The organism is Yersinia vastinensis (assembly GCF_902726565.1).
GTDB lineage: Bacteria > Pseudomonadota > Gammaproteobacteria > Enterobacterales > Enterobacteriaceae > Yersinia > Yersinia vastinensis.
Map to the genome: position 1 here is coordinate 24,862 of NZ_CACVAF010000001.1, position 20,222 is coordinate 45,083.

Genomic DNA, 20,222 nt, shown 5'->3' on the forward strand with positions numbered 1-20,222 from the left:
CCTCCTTAATCAAAATTCATTTTGCTGGCTTTCAAATTCAGTATCGCGAGTGCGCCTACCAGAATGAAAATCAGTGTGGCAATGGCTGCTGCCAAGCCAAAGTCTTGCCCACCGCCCCCTTCAAAGGCGACACGGTAGGTGTAGTTGACCAGTAAATCGGTATATCCCGCAGGGGTGCTGGTGCCAATCATATCCGGGCCGCCTCGGGTCAATAACTGAATCAATACGAAGTTATTAAAGTTAAAAGCAAAACTGGCAATCATTAACGGCGTCAGTGGCTTAATCAGTAGTGGGAACGTAATACGGAAAAAGTTCTGGAATGGTCCTGCGCCATCCATCGCTGATGCTTCATATAAATCATCTGGAATGGCTTTCAGTAGCCCCATGCACAAAATCATCATGTAGGGGTAGCCGAGCCACGTATTCACAATCAAAATCATGCTTTTGGCGGTAAGAGGATCACTGAACCACTCAGGTTTGATGCCAAATAGCTGATTGAGCATCAAGTTGATTTCGCCAAAACTTTGGTTAAATAATCCTTTGAAAATCAATATCGAGATAAACGATGGCACGGCATAAGGCAGAATCAGCAGTACCCGATAGATAGCTTTACCTTTCAGTGCATCCCATTGCACCACGCAGGCCAATACCATACCAACAGCCACCGTCAGAATGACGCTCATGACGGAGAAGATGATGGTCCAAATAAAGATGGAGACAAACGGTTTCTGGATACCCTCGTCTTGCAGTACGCGCAGGAAGTTTTTCCAGCCGATAGTAATAGTAAAGCCGGGGCTGAGTTTCTCATTTTCCCACTGGCCATTAGCATTAACAGCCTGATAAAAACCAACATCAAGGTTTGGCCGATAAATGACGCCAGTTTGCTTATTAATTAATTCATTGCCATCGTCGCCCAGTTTATAAAGAGGGCTGGTTTCGGCGAATTGGCGCAGTGAACTCATGCGCAACTCACCACCATTGGGCAGGATGGCGACCAGACCGCTCAGTGCCTGACGATTTTGGGTAATGATACGCAGTGAGGCTCGCTCACCGGTCTGTTCCGTGTTAGTCGGCACGACATTTATCTTTTGTCCCGCCACATCATTGAGGCTGAAAGGCTCTGAAATCAGTAGAGTATTAGCCTCCGGTGCGGTGAGCTGTAAGCGCCATTGATCATCACTGGGGTACAGACCAAAGGAAAAAGTTTTACCGGTCTGGAATTGTCTGTCCAGTAAGACGGATTGGGCGCGTTCAAAGGTTAATTGGTTGGTACTGCTGTAGTTGGTAAAAGCAATTGCGATGGTGCAAATCAAGGGGAACAGAACAAACAGCCCCATCCCTGCAACACCGGGATACACATAGCGCCAGGCATAAGCACGGCGATTGGCAAAAACATACAGCCCCAGACTCACCAGAATCAGCGTCACGATGGCAAAAAGATATTCACCCTGAGCATACATCAACATGATCAAATAGCAGGTGAATAGACTTAATGCGCCGATAATCAGCCATTTAAGTGCATCACTTTGCCACCAGGCAATCTTCTTTTTACGACTTTGGAATTCGGTGTGGGATAACTGCATAATGGTCCCTTTTGTATACGTTTCGTGCTTTGAGAATGATTGCTGCATGGCTATAAATTGGTCAGGGCACGGCGAACCGCGCCCCTTAGCAGGTAAATCTATTATTTGACGATACGTGCTGCTGCGTCGTTCAGCGCGGCTTCCACAGTTTGACGACCACTGATGGCATTCAGCACCGCACTGCGGGTTGCGTACCAGAAGGCGGCCATTTGTGGAATATTTGGCATGATTTCACCATTGGTGGCGTTTTCCATGGTTGCCGCAATACGTGGATCTTTTGCCAGTTGCTCTTGGTAAGATTTCAGTGCAACTGCGCCCAGAGGCTTGTCTTTATTCACTTCAGCCAGACCTTGATCGGTCAGCAGGTAGTTTTCCAAAAACTCGGTCGCCAGTTCTTTGTTTGGACTAGCGGCGTTAATACCGGCAGTCAGTACCCCAACGAACGGTTTAGACGGATGGCCATGGAAGGTTGGCAGCAGGGTCACGCCATAATTGATTTTGCTCTTATCAATATTGCTCCATGCCCACGGACCATTGATAGTCATCGCCGTTTCGCCTTTGTTAAAGGCAGCTTCTGCGATGGAATAATCGGTATCAGCATTGATGTGTTTGTTTTTCACCAGATCGACAATAAATTGTAGACCCGCTTGCGCACCGGCATTGTTCACGCCGACGTTTTTCACATCATAAACACCGTTTTCGAATTTGAAGGCATAACCGCCATCTGCGGCGATAACAGGCCAAGTGAAGTAGGGTTCTTGCAGGTTCCACATGATGGCGCTTTTGCCATTGGCACGCAGAGTTTTATCCAGTGCTGGAATTTCTTCCCAAGTCTTCGGTGCTTCTTTCAGTAGGTCTTTGTTATAAATCAGAGACAGTGCTTCGACCGCCACCGGATAGCCAATCAACTTGCCATTAAAGCGAACAGCATCCCATGTGAACGGGAACAGTTTTTCCTGGAAAGCTTTTGATGGACTGATTTCAGCCAATAAGCCCGATTGAGCATAGCCGCCAAAGCGGTCATGCGCCCAGAAGATAATGTCTGGACCATCACCGGTTGCCGCCACTTGCGGGAATTTTTCTTCCAGTTTATCTGGATGCTCGATAGTGACTTTAATGCCGGTGTCTTTTTCAAATTTCTTACCGACTTCCGCCAGCCCGTTATAGCCTTTATCACCATTGATCCAGATAACCAGTTTGCCTTCTTCAATTTTGGCAAAAGCAGAGGAAGAGAGCACCAGCGTGGTCAACGCTGAAAGGGCCAAAACACGTGCGGTCTTACCAATGCCGGATTTTGTGAAGCTGCTAGTCATAATCCAATCCTTTTATCCAATTTTGTGGGTACTGATTTTTACGTTGCCATATTGAGTCACAACGGGATACCCCATCATCCTCCCCCTCTCTACGCCCCCCCGTAGGTTATTGTGACCGAGTTAACACTGCTGCCTATTCTGTGGTGTCAGGCACGATAATGCAGGTCGAAATTTGCAGGCCAGATCACGTATTTGTATTTACAGTGGAACTTCTCCCTGTGTTGGTCGTTCCCTCATCCTCCTATCTCCTCCCCCATGAAAAACTTTGTTACGGATGATTACCTAATAGTGTCACTCCCGCACTATCACCGTCATTGAAAAGCACCACTGAAACAGCATCAGCAGCATTGAAGCAGCATTAGCAATAAAAGGGTGTTGTTCGGTTAATTATTACCCAGCCAGATTAAGGCGTTGAAGCGTTAACCAACGCGCAGCCCTATACTCAGGCCGCGACGTCGTCCGGGGCAACCTTGCGAATGCATGGCGGTACGACGCGCAGCAAGAGAGTCATCAGGGGACTGGGAGTAATCGATGGGTCATGCCGGAATTTGCTTCCGCCATTTTTCTTCAGTCAGGTTCATATGAAAAGTTGTTTGCGTAAGCAAAGGAGTAACACATGGCTAATGTAACGCTGAAGGGCGTTTATAAAGCCTTTGGTGAGGCTGTGATTTCCAAAGATATCAATTTGGAAATCGATGATGGTGAATTTGTGGTGTTTGTCGGTCCATCTGGGTGTGGAAAGTCAACGCTACTGCGGATGATTGCCGGCCTTGAGGATATTACCTCAGGTGAGTTGTTGATTGGCGGTAAGCGGATGAATGAAGTGCCGCCGTCTGAACGCGGGATCGGCATGGTGTTTCAGTCATATGCACTGTATCCCCACCTTTCCGTGGCAGAGAACATGTCCTTCGGTCTGAAGTTGGCCGGTGTGAAGAAAGCGGAAATTAACCAACGGGTGAATCAGGTAGCTGAAGTACTGCAACTGGCTCACCTGTTAGAACGGCGACCAAAGGCGTTATCTGGTGGTCAACGTCAGCGTGTTGCAATTGGCCGTACCTTGGTCGCAGAGCCAGATGTGTTTTTGCTCGATGAACCGCTTTCTAACCTAGATGCGGCACTGCGCGTACAGATGCGTATCGAGATATCGCGGCTCCATAAGCGTCTGGAACGCACCATGATTTACGTCACCCACGATCAGGTCGAAGCCATGACCTTGGCCGACAAAATTGTGGTGTTGGATGCAGGCAATGTGGCGCAAGTCGGCAAGCCACTGGAACTGTATCACTACCCCGCAAACCGCTTTGTCGCGGGCTTTATCGGCTCGCCAAAAATGAATTTTTTACCGGTTAAAGTGACCGCCGTTGAACCGAGCCAAGTACAGATAGAGCTGCCAAATCGCCAGTTAGTGTGGTTACCGGTGGAAGGGACTCGGGTTCAGGTTGGTGCAAATCTGTCTTTGGGTATTCGCCCGGAACATCTGCTGCCAAGCAGTGCCTCTGAAGTCACGCTGGAAGGCGAGATTCAGGTGGTAGAGCAACTGGGTAATGAGACTCAAATTCACATCCAAATCCCGGCAATACGTCAAAACCTGGTTTACCGCCAGAACGACGTGGTGCTGGTAGAAGAAGGTGCAACATTCGCCATCGGTCTGCCGCCATATCGCTGCCATCTGTTCCGTGAAGATGGCACGGCGTGTAAGCGGCTGTACCAAGAGCTGGGCGTTTAGTTACCGCGACGCCGAGTTTCGGAAAATGTAAAGCACGCATGCCGATAGGCAAATATAACAGGAGATTACTGATGACTACTCTGCGCAAGTTACCGATAGCACTGGCTGTTGCCGCTGGTGTCCTTTCCACTCAAGCTATGGCTGTCGATTTCCACGGGTATGCACGTTCTGGTATCGGCTGGACAGGAAGTGGTGGCGAGCAACAATGTTTCAAAACAACCGGTGCTCAAAGTAAATACCGTCTGGGTAATGAGTGTGAAACTTATGCGGAAATTAAGTTAGGCCAAGAGCTGTGGAAAGAAGGCGATAAGAGCTTCTACTTAGATACCAACGTAGCGTATTCCGTTTCACAACGTGATGACTGGGAATCCACGTCACCGGCTTTCCGTGAAGCGAACGTGCAGGGTAAAAATTTGGTTGAATGGCTGCCAGGTTCCACCATGTGGGCAGGTAAACGTTTCTACCAACGTCATGACGTTCATATGATCGACTTCTACTACTGGGACATTTCTGGCCCAGGTGCGGGTGTCGAAATGATCGATTTGGGCTTTGGTAAATTATCCCTCGCCGCAACGCGTAACTCTGAAGCGGGCGGTTCAAGTGCTTGGATTGACAATCAACGCAAAGATGCCGATCACACTGTCAACGATGTGTACGATATCCGTTTAGCCGGTTTGGAAACGAACCCAGGCGGTACACTGGAGTTTGGTGTGGACTATGGTCGCGCCAACCCTGAGGACGATTACGCGTTAGCGCCAAATGCTTCTAAAGATGGTGTGATGCTGACGGCTGAACATACTCAAAGCATGATGGGTGGCTTCAACAAATTTGTTGTTCAGTATGCCACCGACTCTATGACCTCTTATAACAGCGGCCATTCACAAGGGACCAAAGTAGATAACAATGGTCACATGCTGCGTGTTATTGACCACGGTGCTATCAACCTGGCTGAGAAGTGGGATCTGATGTACGTCGGTTTGTATCAGGATACTGACTGGGACAACAACAACGGCACCACTTGGTACAGTGTGGGCGTCCGTCCGATGTACAAATGGACCAATATCATGAGTACTTTGGTAGAAGCGGGCTACGACAATGTTAAATCACAACGTACTGGTGACCGTAATGGTCAGTACAAACTGACATTGGCACAACAATGGCAGGCAGGCGATAGCATTTGGTCTCGTCCGGCAATTCGTGTCTTCGCAACTTATGCTAACTGGGATGAGAAGTGGGGCTATGTGAAAGACGGCTCTGACATCGGTATGGCACAGAACGGCACCATCGGTACAGATAGCCGTGGTAAGAGCAATGAAGTGACTTTCGGTGCGCAATTCGAAGCTTGGTGGTAACAGCACTCTTCAGCCGCCCATGGGCGGCTGTCATGTTTGCTCAATAACGGTTTTATCGGTGTGCGGGCTGCGGTCCGCATTCTGCTGACTAACAAGACGAATTGGTTAACTATGCCGACCTTGCCTGTGCACAGTTAGCGCTGACGCTCAATGTATGAGGGTATAACAATGAAAAAGAATCTGCTGACACTCTGTCTGGCATTGGCTCTGGGGGTAACTACTCCTCTGACCGCCCTTGCTGCATCAACGGTTTCTCCGGCGAATGTGTCTATCGCACCCACTATCAACACCGCCACATTACAGCAGTTGCCGTGGCAGCCATTAGTCCCACCGGCGACGCAGGACGTTAAACTGACTGCAGCCAGCCCACAAATCTCTCAAGGGAATATTGAAGGCGCAGTTGCTGCCTTTGCCCTGCCTGCTGACCGTGGCTCAATGGAAATCACGCTCAGTAGTTTAGTGACTGATAACGAACTGTTTGCTCCTAGCGTATTGGTGCTAGACGAACAAATGCGCCCGGCCGCTTATTACCCCTCTAGCTATTTCACTTATGAAAAAGCGGGCATCATGGTCAATGATCGGCTGCAAGGGGTGATGAAATTGACCCCAGCATTGGGCCAAAAACAAATTTATCTGCTGGTTTATACCACACGTGAAGATTTGGCAAAAACCACCACACTGTTGGACCCGGCCAAGGCTTATGCCATGGGCGTAGGTAATGCTGTGCCAAATATCCCGGACCCAATAGCGAAACATACCCCGACGGGTAACTTGAAAATTAAAGTCACTGCCGAGCAGGGCATGGGCAACGTGATGATTGGCTTAATTCAGTCAACACCGCAACCGGCACCTGTTGTTGTGGGTAGTGCCGCGCAACCTGCTGCGGTAGCGGCACCTGCACCAGCAAAAGCGACTGAGCCAATGCTGAGTGAGACGGAAAACTACTTCAACCAAGCGATTAAAGATGCGGTGAAATCCGGTGATGTCGATAAGGCGCTGAAATTGTTGAACGAAGCGGAACATTTGGGCTCAACTTCAGCCCGAAAAACCTTTATTGGTAGTGTAAAAGGCAAGGGGTAAATCCCGGCACTGCCGAATATGGCTGGATGATTGGTGCGCCTCGGCGCACCTTTTTTCTTGGCGAGGGATGTAAAAGATAAATAAGACTCTACGAGACGGGGAATACAACCGGCAGCGGTATCTTGGACGAGATGCCGAAGAGCCGTGTCTACAAGCTCTTTATTGTTCAGCTAATCAATTAAAGGATTTGATTGATGTTGAAAAAGCCCCAACTTTGTTTATGGATGGCGATGCTGCCAGGATCGGCACTGTTTGCTGAAGAAGACTATTCACATCGTCCCTTAACCCCCCCCTCTATCTCCAGTCCACAGATTAATATCCGAAAAAATCAGCGGCTCCCCATAAAGGTGACGGCAAAGGATCATTGGCTGCTGGATAAGCTGGCTGAAGAGTTGCCCAATGTCCGTTCGGCTTCAGAACCGGCGTTTCGTCAGGCCATGCAGTTAATCGACAGTGCCAGAACATGGGATCAAAGACGGTGGGTACAGCAATTTCCTGATATCAGTGATGCGCGCGTGGGCCGAATTGTGGATCTTTACCTGCAACTTTATGATGTAGAAGGTATCGAGCATGTGCAGGGGCTTGATGGACTATTACACCTAAGGCCTGAATTAACCCCCGCTCAAGGCTATGAAAAAGCCCGAATTATCAGTCTGGCGCGGGATGTGCTTTTTGCGTTATCTCAAAAAGGGCTGATGCTATCAACAGAAGAAAAACTGACCCCTTTCGCAGCGTTGAAGCTGGCTTGGTGGTTACATCAAGCGAAGCCCGCGACATTAGCCGAATTATCTGCCGCCATTTATCGTCCTGAACATAGCGTCATCCGAGTTCAGGCAGCAATACTTTATAACTATTCCCATTATAGGCATCGCTACGGCGACATAGCGGATATTTCCGCGACAGAATTATCTCATTGGGGGATAGCGCAGCTGGATGACCCGGAACAGCCGGTTTTCCGTGCGATGAAAGCATTAAGGGTGCTCCATGAGGGAATGACAGCTATTCCTGCGGTAGTGCAATCGGATGAGGCTTATCTGGCCAATGGATTTGCACCTAAAAATGCCCAAGGGAGTTATCTCACCGAACAACTCGCGGAGATGATTCTAGCCGGATGCAGTGTGGTTGGGTTTGATGTTTGTAGTCAGCAGGATTTCACGCAATTTCTTGATCTCCAGTATCCGGTCGGTAGCTTGGCATTTTCACTCAAAGCGACATTCAACCTATATTACCGGTTACAGGGCAAGGCCCTCGATGAATTGGATGGCAAAGATACTGAGCAGCTCTATAACTTATTGTTTGAAGAAGAAAAACAATTACAACAAACAGGGGATGTGGGGTACAGCCCGACGGTGATCTTCTTGTCCCATTTCAGTCAATCTAATGGGGCCGAAGCGCTGACTATCAAACAAATGGCCAGTGCTTTCAGCCGTATTGCCGAGTCAATGGATGTACCTAGTCTCCCTGAGGCCGCACAAAGTACCATTAATCGACTAAAACAATTAGCTGGATATATTACGGGCGATGCAGCCATTGATGTGGAAGAAGAGCGGTTTGTGTTGGACCTCAACGCGGTGAGGCAAAGTATAGAGCGCCATCAGCCTTCACTCTACCCGCTCGCCCAGCACCGACTCTATAAAACCGAACGCGAAAAAATAGTGCGGCAACTCGATTATCTTGATACGCGCTTGGCTTATCGCCATCCCCCGGCGGTATTTAATGAAGATCAGGCGATAAAAGCCATTTTGAAAGAAAAAGGCGTCAGGAACATCGACATTCCCAGACGATACACCTACCGTCAGGATCCTCAGTTTGGCTTGCCACAGAAAGAATTCGACTCACCTTTGGGCGAATTTAAACGACGTCGGAATGCCAGTAATCGCTTTGTGGCCAATATGTCGATGCTCGGCAACAATGGCAGGCCGATTAATGTTTTTGATACGTTAGATGCAAAAAAAACGGCGTATTACGCACAAATCAAAGCTCATCCGGCAATCCGAGCGAAGGCGATTGAGGCGTTGATTGACAATGGTCAGCGGCCACAGGGCACGGTGCTACAACATAAAATAGACGACTTTGCGCAGGCCTATCAGCCGGAATCAGAGAATACACGTTTCTGGGGGCATGCTTGGACAAAATTGGAGAGTCACTGGGTGTGTAAGCTACCACTGCCTAACCCAATGTGTACTATCGCCAGAGTTGAGGGGCCGCGCTACCGTAATGAAAAGGAGAATATGGCGGCAGGTATGACAGCCATGGTGATGGAGGTTAATTTGCTTAGAGGAATGGAGCGTGGGGTAACGATGGTGGAAAATCTCCCTCGGGGTGCTGACTCTCTTCTATCGCCCACACTGTCGGCTGAAATGGAAGAAGCCATTGCGCATCAAACCAACGTGATAAAAGAGCCTAGGGTGGGCGTTAATGTACATGAAGAAACGGGTGAACTGGCATGGCAGTCAATAGAAAACGGACATGGAACACAGATTAGCGTGCAACGAGTTGAACTCAAAGACCACACTGTCTTGGAGGGCGTGCGTGAGGCTTGGGTCAGACAGGGAGGGAGCGGAGCATATTGGGAAGTGGACTTGTCAACCGGTCAAGACGTGGGGCTGGTCCTAAAGCAAGGCCCTCAATTTATTAAACCGGGCAAGTTGCTGGGAGGCGGGCCATTCCAATCACGAGCTTTACGCCCCGAATTTAACCCTGAAGTTAAATTAGGTAAAAAGATTGGCAGCGGAGGATCCGGGGATGTCTACCTTGATGCGAATAACCCAGACTTTGTCATAAAGAAATTAAAAACACAAAGCAGGGTGCTTATCACTGAGGTTCATATGAAAGAGGTTGAGTTTTTCAATCGATACTATGGGGAAGGTTCTGCTGAGTTGATTATTAATAAAAATCAATATCATATCCGAATGTACAGAGTGCCGGGGAAAGTGCTGATAGAGATTGATAGTCCTACTTTCCTACCTAATGCGAAGGAGCGATTTCTGAGCATGATGGACGATTTAGGGTATTACAATATCATCCATGAAGACCTGAATTTTAATAATGTCTTGTATGATGAAAAAACCAACACCTTTTACCCTATCGATTTCGATAATGCCTATGATGGATATTACTCAGCAAGAGAACTCAATAGTGACAGGCAATTCTGGGGCGTTAATATGAGGGTTAACAACATACTTGAGCATATTGAAGAATATAAAAAAAATTAAGCTATGGCGGAATGTTGTGGGACGTAATAAAAAAGTAACCTGATGTCGCTCACTACCCATTCTGCGCTACAATGACGGCCTATTTACTGACTATCAAACACTAATTGCGAGGATGGAAATTTTCTCCTCGGCAGGGAGCGAGCCGTATGTTGACCGGCGATGCATCAATTTTGAAACCTATCCAATGGTGTGCCATTGAGCACCCAGCTCTTCCTGCTGATATCGCTGACTGGCTGATGGAGTTGGGGTCGATGACGCGGCGTTTTGAGCAACATTGTCAGCGGGTTCATGTCGAACCGCAGCGAGAATGCTTTATCACGCGTAATGAGTTGGGAGAAGATGCCGAACATCTGCCGGCTAGTGAACGTTATTGGCTGCGAGAAATTGTCCTGTGTGGTGATAATGAACCATGGCTGCTTGGCCGTACCGTTATCCCTGAGGAAACATTGTCTGGCCCGGATAGGGCGCTGGTGGATTTAGGGACCTTACCCCTGGGTCGTTATCTATTTGGTGGCGACAATTTGACTCGGGATTATATTCAAGTAGGGCGGCAAGATACCCTTTGGGCGCGCCGTTCTTTGCTCCGCTTATCTGGTAAGCCATTGTTATTAACAGAGGTATTTTTACCTGCCTCGCCACTTTATGCTTGAGGAACGTAGCCAGCACACCCGCAATGGGAAAGCGCGCGGGGACATTAGGTTTCGGCGGTTTGATGTGGTGGTGAGATTTTGGAGATTGATAAATTGAAGGGAAGTACAGTTCAGAGCAAATGGTTGGCCTATTGCCGTTTGATGCGCATTGATAAACCCATTGGTTCACTATTACTGTTGTGGCCGACGCTATGGGCATTGTGGTTGGCAGGGAACGGTATTCCCGATATCCACATACTGATTGTCTTTGTCTTGGGTGTCTTTTTTATGCGCGCTGCCGGTTGTGTCGTCAATGATTATGCTGACAGACATATTGATGGCTTTGTGAAACGCACGGCATCTCGGCCCTTGCCAAGCGGGCTTATCAGCGAGAAAGAAAGTAAGATCCTGTTTGTCGTATTGGTGCTGATGTCATTTGGTTTGGTATTAACACTCAATAGCATGACCATCTGGCTATCGCTGGCTGCACTGGCTTTGGCTTGGGTATATCCCTTTATGAAACGGGTCACTCACTTGCCGCAGGTAGTACTGGGGGCCGCATTTGGTTGGTCAATCCCTATGGGTTTTGCCGCCGTGAGCGAGAGTTTGCCGTTGGTATGCTGGCTACTTTTGCTCGCTAATATTTGCTGGACGGTCGCTTATGACACGCAATATGCCATGGTGGATCGTGATGATGACCTGAAAATTGGTGTTAAATCCACAGCCATTTTATTTGGTCAGCGCGATAAATTAATCATCGGGTTGCTGCAATTGGCCACGTTGATTTTAATGGTCACTATTGGCTGGTTGATGAATTTGGGGGGCGCATTTTATTGGTCAGTTTTGCTGGCAGGAGCGCTGTTTGTTCATCAACAGAAGATGATTGCCCAGCGTGAACGCGATCCTTGCTTCCGTGCTTTCCTGAATAATAATTATGTGGGGCTGGTGCTGTTTCTCGGCATTTTGGTGAGTTACATATAAAAATGGCCAGATGATAAATCCGGCCATTCTGTGCTTCATTTTTCTCTTACAGGATTAATCTTCCGATTCATCCTCGGCCTCAGGGGCGGGTAACTGATTGTTGGTTTCCGCCGGCATACTGACGCTTTCGATTGTCAGCTTCACTTCCGGCGTCATCAACGCACTCAGCATATTGTAAACTTCCAGCGTATGTTCCTGAATGGCATCACCGCTGTCGCTGATGTAGCCTTCCTCTCGCAAGGTGCCGACCAGTGTCGAGAACACGGCTTTATCGAAGAATTCAGGTGCGTTAATCCCATGCAATACAGACAAACGCTGCGCCATAATCCGGCTTTCTTTTTCCAATGCACCACGGTTGATACTTGGGTTAGCACTGAGTAATGACAGTGTGATTGCGTAGCGTTGCAAGGTTTCACGCACACCAGCGGCCAGTAATTGCAGAGGACGAATACGGGCTGGGTTCAGCACCAATTCATCCCCTTTATCGCAAATCAGCTGCTGGCGAGCCAGTTCATCTATCAATGTATCCAAGGTTTGTGGCAACTGCTCCTTGCTGTAATGCAGGAATAGTTCAGCTTTCAACATCGGATAAATCATACTGATTTGGCGCAATAATTCCGCGCGGGTAATGCGACGGTGGTACATCACCATACTGGCGATCAGTGACGGTAACATCAGCAAGTGCTGGATATTATTGCGATAGTAAGTCATCAGCACGGCTTGTTCCCGTGGCAAGATGATAATGTCACCAATATTGTCTTTCTCCACCTCAAACTTATTCATATTCAAGGCGTGATTAAGTAGCTCTTCCGGTGTTTTATCCGGTACCGTGACATCTTTCGCATAAGGCGCATTGCGCATCAGTTGCAGGTAGCACTCAAGTTGCTCCAACAGTTGCTCACGGGTTAGTGAACGCTGACGTGAAGCCAACAATGCGGTCGAACACAGGTTCATGGCATTTGCTGCCGCAGCATTGTTAATTCTGACCATAATCTTGCCAGCCAAATCATTTACTGCCGGAGTCAGCCAGCTCGGGCGCTGTGCTTCAATGGGGTCAATCGCATCCCGCCATTGCGGTACATTGGTGTTTAGATAAGTGGTCAGCGGGATTGGCTCACCAAAGTTGACATAGCCCTGACCCAGATTGCGCAACTTGCGCAGGCCACGCAACATCTGCAACAGGTTTTCTTTCTCTTTGGTGGCTCCTCGCAGCTCTTTGGCGTAAGTACCCACTTCCATCACATGCTCGTAGCCAATATAAATTGGCACCAGCGTGATGGGCCGCGAACCGCCACGTAACATGGCTTGAATCGTCATCGACAGCGTGCCGGTTTTCGGTTCTAGCAGGCGGCCGGTTCGTGAGCGCCCACCTTCAACAAAATACTCTACGGAATAGCCGCGGGTGAATAATTCGCCCAGATATTCGCGGAACACAGTTGAGTAGAGTTTGTTGCCTTTGAAGGTACGACGGATAAAGAATGCACCCAAACGGCGGAAAATCGGGCCGGCAGGCCAGAAGTTAAGGTTAATACCGGCAGCAATATGTGGCGGTACAAGCCCTTGATGATAAAGCACGTAAGAGAGCAGCAGGTAATCCATATGGCTACGATGGCAAGGCACATAGACTATCTCATGACCATCTTGCGCTAGCTGGCGTACGCGCTCTGCATTATGGACGTTAATACCCTGATACAAACGGTTCCACGTCCAGCTCAATACCCTGTCAGACAGACGCACGGCTTCATAAGAGAAGTCTGCGGCGATCTCTTCCATCAGCGTAATCGCATTTTGCTGCGCTTTCTCATGGGAGATTTTCTTGGTACGTGCTTCATCTGCCACGGCTTTTTCAATCGCCTTAGAAGCCAACAGCTTTTTGAAGAGGTCTTGGCGATCTGGCAAGCTCGGGCCGACAGCGGCCAGACGTTGGCGGGAGAAGTGCATCCGCGCCACGCGCGCCAGCTTATGGGCTATCGTCTTATCGGTGCCATGCTCACTGGCCATCCGGCGCAATGAAACTGTGGTCGAGAAACGCACAAAGCTATCGCGGCCCAGCCACAATACGGCAAAGAATTTCTGCACACCATTCAGCACACGCAGATGCGGCGTACCATGGCCTTCACGCCCTGGCGAACGACCAAACATCACGGAAACCGGCAACATTTGAATGTCCAGCTCCGGATTATTGCGGTGCAGATCTAGATAATCGTGGAACAGCTTGACCGACTCTTGCTTAGGTGCGTAATAACGAAAGACTCGAGGGCCATTATCGATAAACACATGACTCGGCAGTTGCACGCCATCGATTTCCAATGGAATCAATGGGTCGGGCAGATCCTGCGCCTGACACTGCGCTCGCAAAGTCAGCAAATCAGCCTTAGAATTGTAAGGCAAAACGTACAGAATAGGACGAGAAGGGTCTAACCCTAACTCAGTCACAGGATCTGCCGGAATAACCTTGCTTTTTACCAACAGTTTAAGTGGTAAATTCAGTAACTTATAATATATTTTACGCCAACCTGACATAACTACATGAAGCCTCTTGTTAGCAATTCGTCGCAAGGATACCAGAAACTGGTTTTGAGATCTGTGGTGATAAGACAACAGAAAGCGGCAAAGATCATCATTAACTTAAGATAAAGGCAATAAAACATGGCGAATCAATCAACAGGGCTTACCCGAATCTATAAAGCGGCCGGTTATTCGATGAAAGGCCTCAGTGCTGCCTGGAAAAACGAAGCCGCATTTCGCCAAGAATCAGTAGCTGCCATCGCCGCTATCATACTGGCCTTCTGGCTAGATGTAGATGCTTTAGCGCGCATTTTATTGATTGGCAGTGTCGCGTTAGTGATCATTATTGAAGTCATTAATAGTGCCATTGAAGCAGTAGTTGATCGCATCGGCAGTGAATTCCATGAACTTTCAGGCCGTGCCAAAGATATGGGGTCTGCCGCTGTGTTTCTCGCTATCCTGCTGGCGCTTTTTATCTGGATAACGGTGCTCTGGCAACATGTGGGCTAGTTGCGTGGCTGAAATATCGTGGCTTTGGGCACGGTGAGCAACACAATAAAAATAAGCTGTGATTAATCCCTGTTTTTATTCACTCTTTGGTTCCCAATACAGGCTTACCTGTATATACTCACAGCAAGACTGTATAAACAAACAGGGGGCGAAATGAAAGCACTTACGACCAGACAGCAAGAGGTTTATGACCTGGTGCGCGATCACCTATCGCAAACTGGCATGCCGCCGACCCGTGCCGAAATTGCGCAGCGTCTGGGATTCCGCTCTCCTAACGCCGCTGAAGAGCATTTAAAAGCATTGGCCCGCAAGGGTGTTATTGAGATTGTTTCTGGCGCTTCCCGCGGTATTCGTTTACTGATGGAAGAAGAAGATGGCCTACCGTTGATTGGCCGAGTTGCAGCAGGTGAACCCTTGCTGGCACAGCAACATATTGAAGGGCACTACAAAGTCGATCCTTCCATGTTTAAGCCAAGCGCAGATTTCCTACTGCGGGTTAATGGGATGTCGATGAGAGATATCGGTATTCTGGATGGTGACCTACTGGCGGTGCATAAAACACAAGATGTGCGTAACGGACAAGTGGTTGTCGCGCGAATTGACGATGAAGTCACAGTAAAACGCTTGAAAAAACAAGGTAATATTGTGCAACTTCTTCCTGAAAATAGCGAGTTCCAGCCGATTATTGTCGATTTGCGTGAACAAAGTTTCACTATTGAAGGACTGGCCGTTGGTGTCATCCGCAATGGCGACTGGATCTGATTCTAGTTGTTGATGTATACCCTCTTTACTTAGAGGGTATATTGTTCATATAACCTTCTGTTCTGTTAATTCACTTTATATTGAGAACAATCCGATAATACGTGATTACCTGCTGTTTTAACTGAATATAATATGGTTTCGTTATTCAATTATGGTCCTCATTACGACCAGTAACATTGGTTTTCCTTCAGTTATTAATATCCTCTGCTATAGTTATTTATACGGTAAATAAAACAATCATGCTTAATTTAAATTAAGACTGTGAGTGACTAATTTAAGCAAAGATTGGTTTTATAAAGAATGTTTATCGTACCTAATTAACTTATTCCAAGATAGCGGAGTTATTATGAATAAAGATCAAGCTGACGGTAACTGGAAGCAGTTCAAAGGAAAAATTAAAGAGAAATGGGGCAAACTGACTGACGATGACCTAACCGTTATTGAAGGTAAGCGCGACCAACTAGTAGGTAAGATCCAAGAGAAATACGGCTATCAGAAAGAGCAAGCCGAGAAAGAAGTGAAAGCTTGGGAAGACCACAGCAAATACCGCTGGTAACAGCCTTAAAAAGGAATTTAATTGATGTCGATATAAATTATATTGGGTCTCTCATTTCATAGAATATACGTTATTACATAGTGATATTAATAATGAAAATATTCTATTTAGTCCTAATCTAATATCGATAAGACACAAGGAAGTGTCCTGTGGTAGCTTCTATTTATTATCATGGCAGTGTTCTTTAACGCATATTCTAATTCAACCTATTACTGTATTATTACTATATTGATAACGGGCTGACCCTTATCGCCAGATATTTATTTTTTTTTCATCACAATAGAATGGTCATGATCACAATGATCGTGGCTTTCACATGCTTCAACTTCCCCGCATTTAGTGCATAAGCCATGGGCTTCCACCACGCTATGGCGCAATGTAAAACCAGACTGTTTTGCTAACTGTGCCAGTGCTTCTTCAATACCTACAGTCGGGCGTTCAGTCACAATCTTGCAGCGATCACAGATAAAGAGTGCGGAGGTATGAGTTGGCTCTTCAAAATGATGGCACAACACATAGCTGTTAGCTGACTCTACTCGGTGAATAAACCCTTGTTCGAGCAAAAAATCTAATGCGCGGTAGACCGTTGGCGGTTTAGCTTGCGGCTCGGAAACACGGAGCAAGTCTAACAAATCATAAGCGCTGATTGCGCCGGGCTGTTGCGCCATGAGGCGTAAGACTTCAAGACGTTGCGGTGTCAGCCGGACGTTACGTTGTTGGCACAGGCTCTCAGCCTGAGCAAGCAGCTTTTCCTGGTTGGTTGAGTTCATGGTTTCATCCCGCAGCGTTTGAATGGAACAGATTTTATCATATTTACGGTTAATCGCCGATAGATGAAAAAGTGCGAAGCCGTGGAGTGTCACAATTTTGGTAACGTACAGTAAAATATCCCTTTTTATAGCACAGCTATCCCCCACGCGGTCATCGTCAGGTTCTATGGTATAATCACGCATTCCATCCCTTTGTCTTGCGTATTTAATGCGCAAGGAAAATGGGTAATTGATGCAGTAATAACCGATGAAATCACAGTAAATGCACGAAGCTCAGACTTTTTCCAGCACTCAGGTAGATATGCCCAAATACCCCCTACAACGTTTTTCCGTCGCGCCGATGCTCGATTGGACAGACCGCCATTGCCGCTATTTCCATCGTTTGTTAACTAAGCAGACGTTGCTCTATACCGAAATGGTTACTACAGGTGCGATTATCCATGGCAAAGCAGACTATCTGGCTTATAGCGAGCAAGATCATCCCGTCGCGTTACAGCTTGGGGGCAGTGATCCACAAGCGCTAGCACATTGCGCTAAATTGGCGGAGCTTCGTGGATACAATGAAATTAATCTGAATGTCGGCTGCCCTTCTGATCGGGTACAAAATGGGCGTTTTGGCGCTTGTCTAATGGCTGAGGCAGATCTGGTTGCTGATTGTATTAAAGCCATGCGTGATGTGGTTTCTATTCCTGTCACGGTGAAAACCCGTATTGGGATTGACGAATTAGATAGCTACGAGTTCTTGTGTGAATTCGTGCAGACTGTCGCAGAACGTGGTGAATGTGATATTTTCACGATCCATGCCCGTAAAGCCTGGCTTTCAGGATTAAGCCCAAAAGAAAATCGCGAAGTTCCTCCTCTGGATTATGAGCGGGTTTATCAGCTTAAACGTGATTTTCCGGCACTGACTATCGCTATTAATGGCGGTGTCAAAACCTTGGCTGAGGCTAAAGACCATCTTAAGCATCTCGATGGTGTGATGATGGGGCGTGAAGCCTATCAAAACCCCAGTATTTTAACGCAAGTGGACCGCGAACTGTTTGATCCAAATGCACCAGTGGTCGACAGTGTTAAAGCTATAGAAGCGCTTTATCCTTATATTGAACAGGAGCTGTCGCGTGGCGCTTATTTGGGCCATATCACTCGGCATATCCTTGGTATTTTCCAAGGGATCCCCGGTGCGCGCCAGTGGCGCCGTTATTTGAGTGAAAATGCGCATAAGCCCGGAGCTGATGTTTCCGTGGTAGAAAAGGCGCTAGCTCTAGTGACCCGCCCACAGCATAATTCGTTGTAGGAAATCCCACTATAAGTTAGTCAATTTGACCACGCCTGCCAGTTTTCTGGCAGGTTGTGTTTTATTTATACCCTTTAAATTCAATATGTTAATCTTATTTTCAGGTTGGCACGTTTCTTGTAATACTCCTAATAAACCCCCTGTTTGTATCCAACATAATTCAGTTGCAGGAAGGCGGCCAGCGAGATAATCCCGATGAGCATACCGTGGTAAGCGATGCGGATTATTGAGAGACGCCAACACACATACAGCTTGAAGTATGGTGGGGATAGATTTTATGCATGGGAACAAACAATGATTAAGGAGCCAGCCATGTTCGAAATTCTCTTTGTGATCGGCTTTTTTATTATGCTGATGGTGACCGGTGTTTCTCTGTTGGGCATATTCGCCGCTTTAATGGTTGCCGCTGCTTTTATGATGCTAGGTGGGTTATTTGTGATGATGATTAAGTTATTGCCATGGTTGATATTGGCGGTGGTCATTGTCTGGATCTGGCGTTCAATGCAAAAACCAGTTGTAAGACGTTACTGATTATTTTGTTTTCTTGCGGGAGTGATCACAGGCTGAAAGTTTAGTCAGGACAATTGTCGAGAAAACGTATTTTTTCCCGAATCAGCTTGCTAGGATGCTAGCCGATACGATTTGGTATCACATTTTCATCCCTGCCAGAGGTGAAAATAGCCGTATAAACGGCAATGTCATCTAAGTGAATATGCCTCTGACAGAATACTCTGCTATACCCCTACATGTGCATCAAAGAAAGCGTTAAAACAAAAGGCTCCTTATCGGAGCCTTTTGTTTTTTATCAATATTGCTGAGGCGGTGGTTTATGGGATCAGCAAACTGGAGCCAGTTGTCTGGCGGCTTTCTAATATTTCATGGGCGCGGCGCGCATCTCGCAGAGGGAATTGCTGGGCTTTTGCGACATCGACCTTAATCGCACCACTGGCTATTAATGAAAACAGCTCATGGCTGGCACTTTCCAGCTCTTGTCGATTAGTGACATAAGCATTCAGCGAGGGACGGGTCACATACAACGCGCCTTTTTGGTTCAGAATTGCAAGATCAACCCCAGTAACCGGACCTGAAGCATTACCGAAACTGACCATTAATCCCCGGCGTTTTAGGCTATTGAGTGAATCTTGCCATGTGCTTTTCCCAACCGAGTCATACACTACACCCACCTTTTCGCCATGGGTCAGTTCAGCGACGCGTTCAGCGATATTTTCCGTGCGATAGTTAATGGTAGCCCAAGCCCCATTAGCTTTTGCCAATTCGGCTTTTTCATCAGAGCCAACAGTGCCAATTAGCTTCGCGCCAAGCGCTTTTGCCCACTGACAGGCAATCAGCCCAACGCCGCCTGCTGCCGCATGGAATAAAAACACTTCGCCAGGCTTGATTTCATGGGTTTGACGTAATAAATATTGGACGGTCAATCCCTTAAGGAATGAAGCTGCTGCTTGTTCGAAGGAGATGGCCTCAGGGAGCAACGCAATTTTTTCTGCGGCGACATTATGAACTTCGCTGTATGCGCCAAGTGCTGATTGGGCATAAACCACTCGGTCACCGACCTTTATTGTATTCACCGATGAGCCGACTTTGGTGACAATGCCCGCGGCTTCAGTCCCAAGCCCGCTTGGGAAATGAGGTGGTGGATATAGGCCGCTGCGGATGTAAGTATCGATGTAGTTGATACCGATAGCTTTGTTTTCGACTTGAACTTCATGTGCCGCGGGATCCACTGGCGTAAGGTCAAGGTATTGCAGCACTTCTGGCCCGCCAGTGGTGCTAAATTGAATGTGCTTTGCCATGTTAGCTCCTTCGCAATTGGTGTATTTTGACTCTACAGCGTTCTACTCGGAGGGCCAAGATTTTGCTAATACCGATAAGTAATAGGGAATTCCTCATTACCCTTCCGATATCATCGCGTATACTGGGCCACA

Annotated in this window: 16 protein-coding genes and 1 pseudogene; 12 read left to right on the forward strand and 5 right to left on the reverse strand. The window is 47.6% G+C overall.

From position 1 onward, the window contains the following. Positions 1 to 5 precede the first annotated feature (5 nt). Both malF and malE read right to left on the reverse strand, forming a co-directional pair. On the reverse strand, positions 6 to 1,583 hold the full coding sequence (gene malF, locus HUZ92_RS00085) for a maltose ABC transporter permease MalF (protein ID WP_050101711.1): 1,578 nt from the start codon (positions 1,581 to 1,583) through the stop codon (positions 6 to 8). Positions 1,584 to 1,684: 101 nt separating this feature from the next. Beyond that, a complete protein-coding gene (malE, locus tag HUZ92_RS00090; protein WP_050101710.1) occupies positions 1,685 to 2,896 on the reverse strand; it encodes a maltose/maltodextrin ABC transporter substrate-binding protein MalE in 1,212 nt (403 codons plus the stop codon). 386 nt (positions 2,897 to 3,282) lie between these two features. Here malE and HUZ92_RS20790 point away from each other — a divergent pair. The 7 genes and pseudogenes from HUZ92_RS20790 (at position 3,283) to ubiA (ending at position 11,879) form a co-directional block, all read left to right on the forward strand. Beyond that, positions 3,283 to 3,497 (forward strand): annotated as a pseudogene (locus tag HUZ92_RS20790) (hypothetical protein). Positions 3,498 to 3,512: 15 nt separating this feature from the next. After that, entirely contained in the window at positions 3,513 to 4,622 is a 1,110-nt protein-coding gene (gene malK / locus HUZ92_RS00095) for a maltose/maltodextrin ABC transporter ATP-binding protein MalK (RefSeq protein ID WP_050101709.1), read from the forward strand. 71 nt (positions 4,623 to 4,693) lie between these two features. Further along, positions 4,694 to 5,974, forward strand: coding sequence for a maltoporin (locus HUZ92_RS00100; protein ID WP_050101708.1), 1,281 nt, complete (start codon positions 4,694 to 4,696; stop codon positions 5,972 to 5,974). A gap of 168 nt (positions 5,975 to 6,142) precedes the next feature. Then, positions 6,143 to 7,054 carry a maltose operon protein MalM gene (malM, locus tag HUZ92_RS00105; RefSeq protein ID WP_050101707.1) on the forward strand — a complete coding sequence of 304 codons (912 nt, stop codon included), beginning with the start codon at positions 6,143 to 6,145 and terminating at the stop codon, positions 7,052 to 7,054. A 194-nt stretch (positions 7,055 to 7,248) separates the two neighbouring features. Continuing rightward, positions 7,249 to 10,269, forward strand: coding sequence for an OspG family effector kinase (locus tag HUZ92_RS00110; protein ID WP_145580131.1), 3,021 nt, complete (start codon positions 7,249 to 7,251; stop codon positions 10,267 to 10,269). A 146-nt stretch (positions 10,270 to 10,415) separates the two neighbouring features. After that, entirely contained in the window at positions 10,416 to 10,919 is a 504-nt protein-coding gene (gene ubiC / locus HUZ92_RS00115) for a chorismate lyase (protein ID WP_128451121.1), read from the forward strand. A gap of 93 nt (positions 10,920 to 11,012) precedes the next feature. Continuing rightward, positions 11,013 to 11,879, forward strand: a complete 867-nt coding sequence (gene ubiA / locus HUZ92_RS00120) for a 4-hydroxybenzoate octaprenyltransferase (protein ID WP_050101725.1) — start codon at positions 11,013 to 11,015, stop codon at positions 11,877 to 11,879. A 54-nt stretch (positions 11,880 to 11,933) separates the two neighbouring features. On the opposite strand, the gene plsB is transcribed toward ubiA, so the two are convergent. Next, positions 11,934 to 14,402, reverse strand: coding sequence for a glycerol-3-phosphate 1-O-acyltransferase PlsB (plsB, locus tag HUZ92_RS00125; protein WP_050101704.1), 2,469 nt, complete (start codon positions 14,400 to 14,402; stop codon positions 11,934 to 11,936). Positions 14,403 to 14,528: 126 nt separating this feature from the next. On the opposite strand from plsB, the gene HUZ92_RS00130 reads away from it, so the two are divergent. The 3 genes from HUZ92_RS00130 (at position 14,529) to HUZ92_RS00140 (ending at position 16,215) form a co-directional block, all read left to right on the forward strand. After that, positions 14,529 to 14,897 carry a diacylglycerol kinase gene (locus HUZ92_RS00130; RefSeq protein ID WP_050101703.1) on the forward strand — a complete coding sequence of 123 codons (369 nt, stop codon included), beginning with the start codon at positions 14,529 to 14,531 and terminating at the stop codon, positions 14,895 to 14,897. A 153-nt stretch (positions 14,898 to 15,050) separates the two neighbouring features. Beyond that, positions 15,051 to 15,659 carry a transcriptional repressor LexA gene (gene lexA / locus HUZ92_RS00135; RefSeq protein ID WP_025376726.1) on the forward strand — a complete coding sequence of 203 codons (609 nt, stop codon included), beginning with the start codon at positions 15,051 to 15,053 and terminating at the stop codon, positions 15,657 to 15,659. 346 nt (positions 15,660 to 16,005) lie between these two features. After that, a complete protein-coding gene (locus HUZ92_RS00140) occupies positions 16,006 to 16,215 on the forward strand; it encodes a CsbD family protein (protein WP_004715824.1) in 210 nt (69 codons plus the stop codon). A gap of 260 nt (positions 16,216 to 16,475) precedes the next feature. Here the strand turns inward: HUZ92_RS00140 and zur are convergent, their stop codons facing one another. Continuing rightward, the gene (gene zur, locus HUZ92_RS00145) at positions 16,476 to 16,985 is read right to left on the reverse strand and encodes a zinc uptake transcriptional repressor Zur (RefSeq protein WP_050101724.1); all 510 of its coding nucleotides are present in this window, start codon (positions 16,983 to 16,985) and stop codon (positions 16,476 to 16,478) included. Positions 16,986 to 17,247: 262 nt separating this feature from the next. Between zur and dusA the strand changes: the two genes are divergently transcribed. Together dusA and pspG are read left to right on the forward strand one after the other, a co-directional pair. Further along, positions 17,248 to 18,279 carry a tRNA dihydrouridine(20/20a) synthase DusA gene (gene dusA, locus HUZ92_RS00150; RefSeq protein WP_050101702.1) on the forward strand — a complete coding sequence of 344 codons (1,032 nt, stop codon included), beginning with the start codon at positions 17,248 to 17,250 and terminating at the stop codon, positions 18,277 to 18,279. Positions 18,280 to 18,591: 312 nt separating this feature from the next. Next, positions 18,592 to 18,810 carry an envelope stress response protein PspG gene (gene pspG, locus HUZ92_RS00155; protein WP_050101701.1) on the forward strand — a complete coding sequence of 73 codons (219 nt, stop codon included), beginning with the start codon at positions 18,592 to 18,594 and terminating at the stop codon, positions 18,808 to 18,810. A 296-nt stretch (positions 18,811 to 19,106) separates the two neighbouring features. Here pspG and HUZ92_RS00160 read toward each other — a convergent pair whose 3' ends face one another. Next, positions 19,107 to 20,090, reverse strand: coding sequence for a quinone oxidoreductase (locus HUZ92_RS00160; protein ID WP_050101700.1), 984 nt, complete (start codon positions 20,088 to 20,090; stop codon positions 19,107 to 19,109). Positions 20,091 to 20,222 lie beyond the last annotated feature (132 nt).